A 12,389-nucleotide genomic window follows, 5' to 3' on the forward strand; every position below is an offset into this window, starting at 1 on the left:
TCGTCACCACCGTCCGAGGGAGTCACCGATGGCGGCCATCCACTCCAGCGTGATCGGCCGGTTGAACGCAGCCGCCCACGCGATCACGATCTGCGCAGCGCCCACGGCGGCGATCAGGCCGCTCACCCGGGTGGTCCGGGCGGCGGGGACCACGGCGATGCCCATCATCGTCATGATGAGGAACACGTTGCCCGCGGAGTTCACCGGGATGAGACCACCCACGTAGCCGATGATCAGTGCCCCGAAGACGAACACCGAGATCAGGACCGAACCGGGCCGACGACTCAGCAATGCCAGGGCGCAACCGCTCGCGACCGGGGCGAGGATGAGCAGCCCGTTGAGCGTCGTGACGAGCTCCGGGACCAGCCCCCAGAGCGCAGGGTCGTAGTGGACGGCGTTCTGGAACACCAGCAACGGGTTCCGTCCGAACAGTGCCTCGAGGAACATCACCGCACCGAAGACCGCGATGGTCGGGAACAGCACGATGAGCACGTTCGACCATCTCGCGCCCGACTCGCTCCGCCGGGCGACGGAGAGCAGCGGGGCCGTGATGGCCGCCGCGACCACGAGGACGAGCCCCGAAGCGTCCGCCAAGGCCGCGAGCATGAAGAGGATCCCCGACTCGAAGCCGGCCTTGGTGTTCCGGCTGGAGACGAAGCGGACCATGTTGATCGCGCCGATCCCGAACAGCGCGATGCCGAGGAGCGCCTCGAAGTTGCCGGTGGCGGTGTACGCGAAGAGCGGGTTCGCGCCGATCGCGACGAGGAAGACCGTGCTCTTCCACCATGGGAAGCGCCGTTGGACCATGGCCTCGAGCAGCTGCTGCAGCAGGATCCCGGCGACCAGTGCCCCGGCGACCGCGAGTCCGGCGGCGCCACCGGGTATGAGCCGCACGAGGATCGTGCCCAGCGGCGGGTACAGCTCGCTGAGCCACGAGACGTCTGCGCGGTCCCAGCTCAGTCTCGCGACGTGGTCCACGACGGAGCGGTTGACGGTGACGTCGGCCACGGTGGGGTCGGCGCTGACGGCTGCGAGCACCAGGAAGGGGACGGCGAACGCGAGCCGGAGCAGCCATCGTGCGCCCGCGCGGCTCGGGAACGGTTCCAGCCGTGTGCGCGTGTGGCCGTCCGCACGCGCGGCTTCCAGCTCGCGACGCAGGGTGCCTGCACGTTCTGCTTCCAACAAGACCACGGGGCCACCTCACAGCAAGGCCGACTCGGTCTTGGTTGACATCGATTTCCGGCCCGACACTGATGCCGTGCGCCCCGCAGCAGTGCGATGCGAACGCATCCTCTCACCCCCGGCCGTCTTCCGGGTGACGGCGACGATCTCCGCTGCTATGTTTGCGCGCACAACAAATCCCGGACGACGATGTCGGAGGACGCGCGATGACGCACGCAACAGAGCACCGCTTCGGCGAGACGACCCTGACGGTCGTCGATGCCGAAGGCAATCCCATCCCCGATGCCGACATCACCGTCGAGCAGACCCGCCATGCCTTCGCCTTCGGCAACATCGGCTTCGACTTCATCGGACTGGCCAACGGCGAAGCGACTGGCGAACCGACCGGCGAAGCCAACGCCGAAGCGCAGGACGAAGCCGGCGCCGAGCGCCTCGCCGACCTCTACACGGACGTTTTCAACACCGCGACGCTCCCGTTCTACTGGGGCCGCTTCGAGCCCGAGCGCGGAGCCCCGGACACCGCCAGGCTCCTGACGACGGCGCAGTGGTTCCGCGACCGCGGCATCGCCCTCAAGGGTCACCCGCTCGTCTGGCACACCGTGCAGCCCGATTGGCTGCTGGGGCTCCCGCTGGACGAGGTCGAGCGGCTCCAGCGCGAGCGCATCCGCCGCGAGGTCTCCGTCTTCGCCGGCACGATCGACACCTGGGACGCCATCAACGAGGTCGTCATCATGCCGGTGTTCGACAACGGCGACAACGCGATCACCCCGCTCGCCCGGGCCAAGGGCCGCATCCCGATGATCCGGATGGCCTTCGAGGAGGCCCGCGCCGCCAATCCGCGGGCCACCCTGCTGCTCAACGACTTCGACCTGTCGAGTGCGTACGAGTGCCTGATCGAGGGCGTACTCGAAGCCGGCGTGCAGATCGACGCCATCGGACTGCAGACCCACATGCACCAGGGCTACTGGGGCGAGGACACGATGCTCGCGATGGTCGACCGGTTCGCCCGCTACGGCCTGCCGCTGCACCTGACCGAGACCTCGCTCGTCTCCGGCGACCTCATGCCCGCGCACATCGTCGACCTCAACGACCACCAGGTTGCTTCGTGGCCGTCGACGCCCGAGGGTGAGGCGCGCCAGGCCGACGACGTCGAACGGCACTACCGGAGCCTGGTCGGCCACCCTTCCGTCGAGGCGATCACCTACTGGGGCATCACCGACGCCGGCGCCTGGCTCGGCGCCCCGATCGGACTCGTCCGCGCCGACGGGACACCCAAGCCGTCGTACGAGGCCCTCCGCCGCCTGGTCAAGGAGGAGTGGTGGCTCGGCCCGACGGTGCTGCGCACCGACGACCGCGGTCGGGTGCAGGTCCGCGGCTTCCGCGGCGACTACCGGGTCGACGTGCGCGGCACGTCCGCCCCGTTCGCCGTCACCGACGTGCCCACGCAGGTGCAGATCGTCGCGTGACCACCTGACGGACTGGAGGCCCGGTGCGGCCCCGCCCCGCGCCTCCAGTCCGTCAGTGGCGGACCTGGCTGTGGGGGTGCTCATGGCTCTGATCGGGGTGGTGCGCTTTGCTGGGCGAGACCAGCGGACCGTCCGCGGCACCGTGAGGGATGGACTTGATGCGCTTGAGCAGACCGCACGGACGGCTCCTGCTCGTGCAGCGCTCGCTCCTCGTGACCGCTGTGTTGGCGTCGGGGCTCGCGCTGGTGGCCGGGTGCAGTTCGCCCCGGTTGCCGGCGTCGTCCGCAACCGCCGTCGAGGTGACGAAGGTGTACCTGGCTGCGGCGAAGGCGCAGCGGTGTGACGTGACGAAGGCGTTGACGCTCGACAGCACGTGGGCGTGGTGCCGGAACCCGACGCTGCGGAAGTACACCGTCGCGGACAAGGCGGAATCGGTGCCGTTCAACCCTGGCCACAGGACGGAGTCGTGTGTCGACACGACGGTGACGAGTCGAGCGTCGGAGGAATCGGAGCCGATGAACGGGACGCGCACGTGGAGCTTCTGCTTCACGAAGACGGCGTCCGGATGGCGCCTCACGGACCAGGGACAGGGCTAGGGCGCGCGCCCCTCCTGAGGCGGCCGGAAGGGCCAATCTTCAGCGTGGGTGTGCGGCACCGCGACGACCTGGACGGCATCCCGGTAGACGATCCGACCCGGCGAGCTGGTCACGAGTTGCATCCACGCGATCTCGTGGTGGTCGAGGAGTTCCAGGTACGGGCCGACCATCTCGAGCAGCTCGACGGCGTCGGCGCTGAACCACGCCCGGGCCCCGGGGTTGTGGGTCTCGTCGTAGCAGTCGGGCTGCACTGTGGTCGGGTCGGTGTACATCGCGGTCGCGCGCGTGTTCGCTTCCCGGAGCCATCCCGTCTCGGCGTCGCTCAGCCGGCCGTCCCGCTGGAGGCCGTTGGCGAGGGCGAAGACCCCCGGGAACCGCCCGCGGCGGTTGGGGACGGCGCTCTGGTACCGGACGAACTCGCTCACGACAGCGAGCGTACGAGGCCGTGTCGTGACTGACGGCCGTCCCAGCGCGATGCGCGCCCTTGGGATTCGGGCCCACGAAAGCACGCCCGGTTCGCGCGGGACTGGTACGACAGGATGTGATGCGCTACATTCCACTAGCATGACTCAGCACTCGTTCCTTCGCTTCACCTGCGTCGTCCTGGCGACGGCCAGCTTGACCTCGACCGCCCTCGTTGTGACTCCTCCAATCCCCGGTAGCGGCTCAGCGGTGGCCGCTGAGATCAGTACCCGGAACTGGTCCCCCACGGAGGTGCTCGAAGGTCTGCTCTTCCTCCAGGGGGACTTCGGTCGAGAGCTGGTCAAGTCGGGTGCGCTCGGACCGCTCTCGAACGCCCAAGAAGCGGCTCTGGAACAGGCAATGAACGACGGTGAAGCGCGTCGACTCGCACGAGATGTGTCGAAGGAAGTGCAGGCACGATCGCCGTTGGTGGTCCGCTCGCTGGTCGACGCGCTCGGCAGCGGCGATCCGATGGCAACCGACGCGGCGATGAACAAGCTCAGCAAAGAGTTCTTGGACACGCCGACCATGAAGCGGGTCTCGGATGAGCTACCAGCAGGGCCGGAGACGTATGTGCCCGGCGAAGACCGTGAAGGCCGGGCTCTGCTGGTCGTCGTCGTCGCAGGCGCCGTTCTCGTGATCACGGTCGCCGCAGTGGGCGTGGGCGTCCTGGCTGCCGTCTCGACAGTTGCGATCGGCTCGACGAAGGTGGCCGGTAAGAACGCCATCCGGAAGTCGTCCGGTCCCGCGGCGCGGGCTCAGGCAGCGGAGCTCACGGCAAGTGCGATTCGCGTCTTCCATGGCCGCTGACGGCCCGCGCTGGCGGGCGGATCCGATCGTCTTGACGGTGGGGCTCGTCGCCGCGATCGTCTTGGTCTCCTATTTGCTGGCGATGCGTGTGGGGGTCAGCGCCGCGGTGCAGCTTCCTGGGCAGGGGGAGATGAACGGCGTGCTGTCGCGGATCATGCCTCAGGGCTGGGCGTTCTTCACCAAGCCCACTCTTTCGGCCACGCCGGTCGCCTTCCAACAGGTTGACGGGCGATGGCAAACCGTCGCCGGCGGGCCGAACGCGCAGCTGCGCTTCGTTGCTGGCGTCAGTCGAGAGGGGCGGCGGCAAGGGGTGGAGATGGCTTCCATCTTGAACGGCGTCCCGAAGTCCTCCTGGGTGCGGTGCGACGGAAGACCGGCACGCGAGTGTGTGGCCGGGAGCGCACGGGTGACTTCGTCCAACCCGCTGATCAGGCCGACTCTGTGCGGCGAGGTCGTCGTAGCGGGCGTGAAGCCGACACCTTGGGAGTGGAGAGACCTGGTCCAGCAAAGAACCTACGTGCACGAAGCAGTGAAGCTCGAGGTGCGTTGTGCGCACACGTAGATTCGCACCTCTGAGGATCGCGATGCCGTGGGGTGCTGGGCTTTCGCTTGCGCGATCTGTTCTCTTCGGTGGCATGGCGCTGACGCTCTTGGTCAACCCGGCGACCGTCTTGTTCACGACGAGCGCTTCGCAGCCCACCGCGCCCGTGTGCGATTCGTACAACTCGTGGGCCTTGTTCTGTCTGACCAACAGTTCTCTCGACGTCGCACGAGTCGTTGCAGGGATTTGCCTCTTGGTGTGCGCGACCGGAATCGTGCCTTGGGCGACGGCAGTACCGGGGGCGTACATCGTCGTGAGTCTGAGCATGACGACGACATTGGGTGACGGGGGCGATCAGCTCTACGGGATCCTCGCCCTGCTGTTGCTCCCGTTGTCGCTGACTGATTGGCGGCGAAACTCCTGGAACACCGACCAGAGCCAACGATGTGCAGATGCCCGAGGAGCGCTTGCCCTTCTGGGGTGGGTACTGATCCGGGCGCAGATCTTCATCGTGTACCTCGAGGCTGCAGTGGGAAAACTCGCCGTGCCGGAGTGGGCCAACGGCTCTGCGATGTACTACTGGCTTCGTAATCCGACGTTCGGTCCCGGCGAGCTGCTGGCGCCGTTTGTACATGCGGCGACCGCCCTTCCTCCGATCACCGGGATCCTGACGTTCGGGACGATTGCGCTCGAGTTCTGCTTGGCGATCGGGCCGCTCTTCTCAATGCAGACCCGACGAGCACTGTTGTTCGCGGGGCTGCTGCTGCACGGCGGGATCGTCGTGCTGATGGGCGTGACCTCTTTCTCGATCGTCATGGCCGCGGCGCTCTTGCTCCATCTGGTCCCGATGAACAGCAATCTCCGGGAGTTCCGGACGAGACGAGGTGATCGGATTGCAACCGCGTCTCGAGCCGAAGCCTGATGTGCATGACGTCGTTGTCGCTCCCTTCTCGATCCGGATGCTGGGTGGCGTCGTCGTCGGGCTCGGGCTGGCCTTGATCGGCGGAAGCGTTGTGATCGGGTTCGACGCGCTCCTCATCACGGGGGCTGCGATCGGGAGCGCAGCGGGCCTGGTCGTGACGCTTGCGCGAGTATCGATGCGCGTCGCGGACGGGGTGGTCACCGTCTGGTTCGTCCCGATCCTCCGTATCCGAGTCCACCTGACCGACGTTCGAGAGGTGTCGATCGAGGAGATCGATCCACGCAGAACCGGCGGTGTCGGTGTCGCCCGGTACCGGGGATGCCGAGTGCTCTGCGTCTCAGCCGGTCGAGGCGTGCGCTTCTCGTCCAAGTTCGGAACCGTTCTCGTGCAGTGTGAGGATCCGATCACCGTCGCAGACGCACTGAGTAGTTGATGCCCGTTCGTGCGCAGGATCCGTGCGCTCCGTCCCCGTCGAGCTCTCGCGTCAGGGGCACGAAGACGTCGTCCAGACATTCGGCGTAGGAGGCCCGCGGCACCGGGCCGACCCAGCGGATCACCGCAGGGTGCGCCAGCTCTGGGGAAGTGCAGTCGTGCCCGACGCCGGGTCGGGGACCCATCCGGACCAATCGGTGTCGAAGGGGAACCGGCGCGCGATCGCGACCTCGGTGGCTTCTCGGCCAGCATGCTCGATGACCGCCCGCATCGCCGCCGGCCAGTACCCGCCGGCGGCGTAGAACTCGAGCTCGTCTTCGTCCTTGTACCGGACAGACCAGGAACCGTCGGGCTCGGTGGTCGCCACCACGTCGAGTGTCCAGTCCTGACTGTCGAACCCGATCGGTGTCCGTACCCACGGCAGCTCGAGGTTGACGTACCAGTCGGGAAGCCAATCGGACCCGTCGTGCCAGCGCCAGACGGACCAGGGCGTTCCCTTCTGGTGGACGCGGACGACACTGGATCCAACCCACCGGTCATCGACGTAGGAGCCGTCCCAGTCCTCGGGCAGCACGAGGCGTCCGTTGGGGCCGCTCCCGACGCCCGCACGTCGACGGACGGCCGAGCCGACAGTCGTGGCGACCACCGCGAGTTCGTCGTCGTCCGCGAGGACCCGAGCGGCGACCGCGAAGCCGACTGCTTCGCCGCGCTCGCCGAAGTTGTTGATGCTCCGGAGCGCAACGGGAGTCCCGGAGGGGAACGGATCAGTCCTGGTGTCGGATCGCGCGGCGTCGGTCATCCATCGATGCTGCCACGGCGCGGCCTCCGGGACCGCTGACTCACCGCCGCACGTACCGGTGCTCCGGCCGCCCCGCAGCCCCGTACCGCAACTGCATCGCCACGGTCCCGTCCGCCGTGAGCTGCGCCAGGTACCGCTGCGCCGTCGCCCGCGAGACCCCGATCGCCGCAGCCACCTCGGCGGCAGATCGTTCCTCACCGGCGACGAGCTGCTCGAGCACCAGCGCCGCCGTGGCCGCCCGGGACGGCGACGCCCCACCGCTGTCGCCGGCGTGCAGGATCCGGAACGCCCGCTCGACGCCCTCTTGATCGAGGGTCGACCGCTCGTCGAGCACGTTCCGCGAGCGCGCGTACGCCTGCAGCCGCTCGGCCAGCACCCCGGCTGCGAAGGGCTTGATCAGGTAGGCGAGTGCCCCGCTCCGCATCGCTCGACGAACGGTGCCGGAGTCCGAGGCGGCACTCAGCACGAAGGCATCGGTGTCGATCGACCGCAGCAGGTCGAGCCCGCTGCCGTCGGGCAGGTACACGTCGACGAGCACCAGGTCCACGGTCCCGCTCGACAGCGCGGCGCGGGCGGCCGCGAGGGTCCCGACGGGTTCGAGCGCCCGGAACCCCGGCACGTCGTCGACCTGCCGCCGGTGCAGGTCGGCGACGTGGAAGTCGTCGTCGACCACCAGCACGGTGAAGACGGAACTCACGACACCACTCCTTCCAGTCGGGCACAGAAGACCGCGCCGTGGTCGGCGCCGCCGGGGGAGGCGAGCCACACGTCGCCACCGTGCCGCCGGGCGATCTCCCGCGACAACGGCAGCCCGATCCCGAGCCCGTGCACCTGCGAGACGTCCTCCGACGCGGGAGCCGCCGCCGGACCGCGCACGAACAGCGAGTCCGCGGCATCGTCCGGCACCCCCGGCCCGGAGTCCATCACGGACAGGTGCAGGGTCGCGCCGTCGTCGAGGACCTCGACCTCCACCCAAGGGGATCCGCCGTCCCTCGACTGCTCGTCCCCGTCCAGGGCCGCCGACACCGCGTTGTCGACCAGGTTGCCGAGCACGGTCGTCACGTCGCCCGGGTCGGTGATCGTCCCCTGCACGAGCGTCTCCGCCCCGATCCGCAGCAGCACCCCGCGCTCGGCGGCCTCGACACCCTTCGCCCCGAGGAACGCCTGCAGGTACGGCTCGGTCAACCGGTCGGCGTGCTGCACCGGGTAGCGCAGCGGCCCGCGCTCCTGCACGTCCGCCAGGTACGCGCGCGCCCGGGCGGTCTCGCCGATGTCGAGCAGCCCCGAGATCGCGTGGAGCCGGTTCGCGAACTCGTGGCGCTGTGCGCGGAGCGCCGTGCTCATCGCCCCGACGGCGTCGAGTCGCCGGGTCAGGGCCTCGACGTCGGTGCGGTCGCGCAGGACGGCGACGCGGCCCAGGTCGCGGCCGTCGCGGAACACCGTGCGGACGTCGACGAGCAGCACCCGGTGCCCGGCGACGATCGTGGCGCTCGCCGGGGCAGCGGAAGTCACATCGAGCATCGACCCGAGCGGCGAGGGCAGGTCGAGGGAGGCCACCGGACGGCCGACCGGGTCGGCCAGTCCGAGCAGTCGCACGGCTTCGGGGTTGCAGACGGTGACGACCCCCGACGGGCCGATCGCGATGACGCCTTCACCGACGCCGCCGAGCACGGCCTGCTGGTTCTGCACGAGCGTCACGAGCTCCTCCGGCTGCAGCCCGAGCGTCAGCCGCACCAGCCTGCGTCGGATCAGCACCGAGGCGATCACCGCGAGCAGGACCGCCGCCAGCCCGGCACCGATCACCGGCATGCTGTCCTCGACCAGGGTGTCGTAGACGCGTGCCCGGTTGAACCCGACGCTCACCTCGCCGACGACGGCGGACTGCCGGGAGGACCGGCTCGTCTCCGCCCCGCCGGCTGCGGGCGCGGAGACGGGCACCTTCGCCCGCGCCGACTCACCGAGCGTGCCGCGTGCCCAGGACACGGTCTCGCGGCCCGCGAGTGCGGCGTCGGGGGAGGTGCTCACCATCTCGCCGATCCGGTCGGTGTCGGGGTGGGCCAGCCGGATGCCCCGGTCGTCGGTGACCACGACGAAGAGTGCCCCGGTCCGGCGCTGGGCTGCGAGTGCCGCTCGCTGGACGGGCCCGTCGGCGAGGGCCGCGGGGTCGAGGTCGGTGCCGTCGACACTGAGCCGGGCGACCGCGGCCCGGACGTCGGACTGCGCGGCGACGCTCTGTGCGATCGCGAGTGCGGTCCCCTCGGCAGCACGCTCGAGCCGGGTGACCTCGATCCGGACGAACACGGCACTGGTCAGGGCGACGACGGCGACCACCACGGCGAGCTGCAGCACGAGCACCTCGGTGGCGAAGCGGAGCCTGGGGCGCCGTGAACGGTCGTCGGTCACGACCCCAGCGTACGGAGGGCGAGCCGACCCGCCTGCGCACAATGCGCAGAAAGCGGTCAACGCGCGATGGTGCGCCAATGTGCAGAAGCGCGCCGCGCCTCCAGGCCGGGTCGTAGCGTGCCCGGACTGCCAGACACGGACGAAGGAGTCCTGATGCTCGTCATCCTCGGGTACGCGATGGTCCTGACCTTCATGGTCCTGATCATGACCAAGCGCATGTCGCCCATGCTCGCGCTGATCATCGTGCCGACCGTGTTCGGACTGTTCGCGGGGGCGGGTCTGGGACTCGGCGACATGGTGACCGAGGCGATCGGCACGCTGGCACCGACGGCCGCGCTCCTGATGTTCGCGATCATGTACTTCGGGCTGATGATCGACGTCGGCCTGTTCGACCCGCTCGTCCGGTTCATCCTGCGGGTGACCGGCAACGACCCGGCGAAGATCGTGCTCGGCACTGCTCTGCTGGCCGGTGCGGTCTCGCTCGACGGGGACGGCTCGACGACGTTCATCGTGGTCACGGCGGCGATGCTGCCGATCTACCTGAAGCTCGGCATGAGCCCGGTCGTGATGACGTGCGTGGCGGGTCTGACGAACGGCACGCTCAACATCGTGCCGTGGGGCGGTCCCACAGCCCGCGCAGCCGCCGCGCTGAAGATCGACCCGACGGACATCTTCGTGCCCCTCGTGCCGTCGCTCGTGGTGGGGCTGCTGCTGTGCTTCACGTTCGCGTGGACGATGGGCCTGCGGGAGCGGAAGCGCCTCGGGCTGATCGAGTTCACCGAGGCGTCGCGGGGTGCGCGGGTGCCGGAACGGGCGAACGCTCGGTCCGGTTCACGGGTGCTCGCGGCGGTCGGCGGGACCGGCGGCGGGATGTTCACGAGCCCCACGGTCGCGCTCGGACTGCGCGGTGGGAAGGCCGACGGCCGGCGTGCGGACGGCGAGGGCGTGGACGGCGCGGGTTCGGGGGACGAGAGCACGGGGACCGGCACCATGGCCGAGACGATGCTCGACCCGAACCGCCCGACCCTGCGGCCGAAGCGGATCTGGTTCAACCTGGCGCTGACCGTCGCCGTGATGGTGGCGCTCGTTCTGGGGCTCCTGCCGCTGCACTTCGTGTTCATGATCGGCACGGCGATCGCCCTGCTCGTGAACTTCCCGCAGCTCAAGCAGCAGACCGCGCAGATCGTCGCGCACGCCCCGAGCATCGTCGGTGTCGTGTCGATGGTGTTCGCCGCCGGGGTGCTGATCGGGGTGCTCGACGGCACCGGGATGGTCGCGGCGATGGCCGACTGGCTCGTCGCGGTGATCCCCGACTCGATGGGCCCGTACCTGGCGGGCATCACCGGTGTGCTGAGCATGCCGCTGACGTTCTTCATGAGCAACGACGCGTTCTACTTCGGGATCCTGCCGGTGCTGTCCGAGAGCGCTTCGGCGTACGGGATCACACCGGCCGAGATGGCGCGGGCCTCGGTCGTCGGGCAGCCGGTGCACATGCAGAGCCCGCTGGTCCCCGCGATCCTGCTGCTGGTGTCGCTGGCCAACGTGAACCTCGGCGACCACCACCGGAAGGTGCTGTGGCGGGCGGCCGTGGTCGCGATGGCGATGCTCGTGGTGGCGATCGTGGTGCGGGTCATCCCGTTCGGATGAACCGACCGCCGGTGCCGACTCGGCGCGCGTCGAGCCGGGCCGGGCCCGGCCTGCTCAGGCGGCGTCGAGCTCCCGCGTCAGGGCCGCGACGAAGTCGTCGATGTCCTGCTCCGAGGTGTCGTACGCGCACATCCACCGCACCTCGTTGCGGCTGGCGTCCCAGTCGTAGAACCGGAAGTGCTTCCGCAGCCGGTCGGCCACCCCGGCGGGCAGGGTCGCGAAGACCCCGTTCGCCTGGGTCTGCTGGCTGAAGCCGACACCCCGGATGCTGCCGTCGGCGATGCCGGTCTCCAGTGCACCGCGGAGTCGGGCGGCCATGGCGTTGGCGTGCCCGGCGGAGCGCAGGTACAGGTCGTCGCTGAGCAGGGCGATGAGCTGCGCGGAGACGAACCGCATCTTCGACGAGAGCTGCATGTTCATCTTGCGCAGGTAGTGCAACCCCTCGGAGGCCGAGGGGTTCAGCACGACGATCGCCTCGCCGTAGAGCATGCCGTTCTTCGTCCCGCCGAAGCTCAGCACGTCGACACCGGCGTCGGTGGTGAAGTCGCGCAGGGGCACCCCGAGGGACGCCGCGGCGTTCGAGATGCGGGCGCCGTCCATGTGCAGCTTCATGCCGAGGGAGTGGACGTGGTCGGCGATCGTCCGGACCTCGTCCACCGTGTAGGCGGTGCCGAGCTCGGTGGTCTGCGTGATCGACACGACGAGCGGCTGGGCACGGTGCTCGTCGCCCCAGCCCCAGGCCTCGCGGTCGATCAGCTCGGGCGTCAGCTTGCCGTCGGGTGCCTCGACCGGCAGGAGCTTGATGCCGGCGACGCGCTCGGGCGCACCGGCTTCGTCGGTGTGGATGTGCGCGGTCGCGGTGCACACGACCGCTCCCCACCGCGGCAGCATCGACTGCAGCCCGACGACGTTCGCGCCGGTGCCGTTGAACACCGGGAACGCCTCGGCCTGCGACCCGAAGTGCTCCCGGATCACCTCGTTGAGACGTGCCGTGTAGACGTCCTCGCCGTAGGCGATCTGGTGGCCGTCGTTGGCCGCGGCGATGGCGGCGAGGATCTCGGGGTGGACGCCGGCGTAGTTGTCCGAGGCGAAGCCCCGCAGGTCCAGGTCGTGCAGTCGGAGGGTCACG

At 69.3% G+C, this 12,389-nt stretch carries 13 protein-coding genes; 6 read left to right on the forward strand and 7 right to left on the reverse strand.

Annotated features, from left to right (window positions below; all coding sequences use genetic code 11):
- Positions 1-3: 3 nt before the first annotated feature.
- Positions 4-1,191 carry a hypothetical protein gene (locus DEJ04_RS14230; RefSeq protein WP_111047507.1) on the reverse strand — a complete coding sequence of 396 codons (1,188 nt, stop codon included), beginning with the start codon at positions 1,189-1,191 and terminating at the stop codon, positions 4-6.
- A 197-nt stretch (positions 1,192-1,388) separates the two neighbouring features.
- On the opposite strand from DEJ04_RS14230, the gene DEJ04_RS14235 reads away from it, so the two are divergent.
- Positions 1,389-2,648: an endo-1,4-beta-xylanase gene (locus DEJ04_RS14235; RefSeq protein WP_111047508.1), complete on the forward strand. Its 1,260-nt coding sequence runs from the start codon at positions 1,389-1,391 to the stop codon at positions 2,646-2,648.
- Between the two features lie 52 nt (positions 2,649-2,700).
- On the opposite strand, the gene DEJ04_RS18250 is transcribed toward DEJ04_RS14235, so the two are convergent.
- Positions 2,701-3,198: a hypothetical protein gene (locus DEJ04_RS18250; RefSeq protein WP_146248726.1), complete on the reverse strand. Its 498-nt coding sequence runs from the start codon at positions 3,196-3,198 to the stop codon at positions 2,701-2,703.
- A gap of 42 nt (positions 3,199-3,240) precedes the next feature.
- Positions 3,241-3,669: a hypothetical protein gene (locus DEJ04_RS14245; protein WP_111047510.1), complete on the reverse strand. Its 429-nt coding sequence runs from the start codon at positions 3,667-3,669 to the stop codon at positions 3,241-3,243.
- Between the two features lie 247 nt (positions 3,670-3,916).
- Here DEJ04_RS14245 and DEJ04_RS14250 point away from each other — a divergent pair, with 247 nt between their 5' ends.
- Genes DEJ04_RS14250 through DEJ04_RS14265 form a run of 4 tightly spaced genes read left to right on the forward strand, consistent with a single transcriptional unit; the run spans position 3,917 to position 6,412 of the window.
- Entirely contained in the window at positions 3,917-4,516 is a 600-nt protein-coding gene (locus DEJ04_RS14250) for a hypothetical protein (RefSeq protein ID WP_146248534.1), read from the forward strand.
- 37 nt (positions 4,517-4,553) lie between these two features.
- On the forward strand, positions 4,554-5,078 hold the full coding sequence (locus DEJ04_RS14255) for an SdpA family antimicrobial peptide system protein (RefSeq protein ID WP_181437832.1): 525 nt from the start codon (positions 4,554-4,556) through the stop codon (positions 5,076-5,078).
- Positions 5,079-5,100: 22 nt separating this feature from the next.
- On the forward strand, positions 5,101-5,979 hold the full coding sequence (locus tag DEJ04_RS14260; RefSeq protein ID WP_111047513.1) for a sporulation-delaying protein SdpB family protein: 879 nt from the start codon (positions 5,101-5,103) through the stop codon (positions 5,977-5,979).
- Position 5,980: 1 nt separating this feature from the next.
- The gene (locus DEJ04_RS14265; protein ID WP_111047514.1) at positions 5,981-6,412 is read left to right on the forward strand and encodes a hypothetical protein; all 432 of its coding nucleotides are present in this window, start codon (positions 5,981-5,983) and stop codon (positions 6,410-6,412) included.
- A 120-nt stretch (positions 6,413-6,532) separates the two neighbouring features.
- Here the strand turns inward: DEJ04_RS14265 and DEJ04_RS14270 are convergent, their stop codons facing one another.
- Genes DEJ04_RS14270 through DEJ04_RS14280 form a run of 3 tightly spaced genes read right to left on the reverse strand, consistent with a single transcriptional unit; the run spans position 6,533 to position 9,613 of the window.
- Positions 6,533-7,210 carry a DUF402 domain-containing protein gene (locus DEJ04_RS14270; protein WP_111047515.1) on the reverse strand — a complete coding sequence of 226 codons (678 nt, stop codon included), beginning with the start codon at positions 7,208-7,210 and terminating at the stop codon, positions 6,533-6,535.
- Positions 7,211-7,250: 40 nt separating this feature from the next.
- Entirely contained in the window at positions 7,251-7,907 is a 657-nt protein-coding gene (locus DEJ04_RS14275; RefSeq protein ID WP_111047516.1) for a response regulator, read from the reverse strand.
- A complete protein-coding gene (locus DEJ04_RS14280; protein ID WP_111047517.1) occupies positions 7,904-9,613 on the reverse strand; it encodes a sensor histidine kinase in 1,710 nt (569 codons plus the stop codon). The genes DEJ04_RS14275 and DEJ04_RS14280 overlap by 4 nt, the downstream gene beginning before the upstream one ends.
- A 153-nt stretch (positions 9,614-9,766) precedes the next feature.
- On the opposite strand from DEJ04_RS14280, the gene DEJ04_RS14285 reads away from it, so the two are divergent.
- A complete protein-coding gene (locus DEJ04_RS14285; RefSeq protein WP_111047518.1) occupies positions 9,767-11,260 on the forward strand; it encodes a CitMHS family transporter in 1,494 nt (497 codons plus the stop codon).
- 54 nt (positions 11,261-11,314) lie between these two features.
- On the opposite strand, the gene DEJ04_RS14290 is transcribed toward DEJ04_RS14285, so the two are convergent.
- Positions 11,315-12,388 carry a low specificity L-threonine aldolase gene (locus DEJ04_RS14290; RefSeq protein ID WP_111047519.1) on the reverse strand — a complete coding sequence of 358 codons (1,074 nt, stop codon included), beginning with the start codon at positions 12,386-12,388 and terminating at the stop codon, positions 11,315-11,317.
- Position 12,389 lies beyond the last annotated feature (1 nt).

This window comes from Curtobacterium sp. MCLR17_044 (genome assembly GCF_003234435.1).
Taxonomy (GTDB): domain Bacteria; phylum Actinomycetota; class Actinomycetes; order Actinomycetales; family Microbacteriaceae; genus Curtobacterium; species Curtobacterium flaccumfaciens.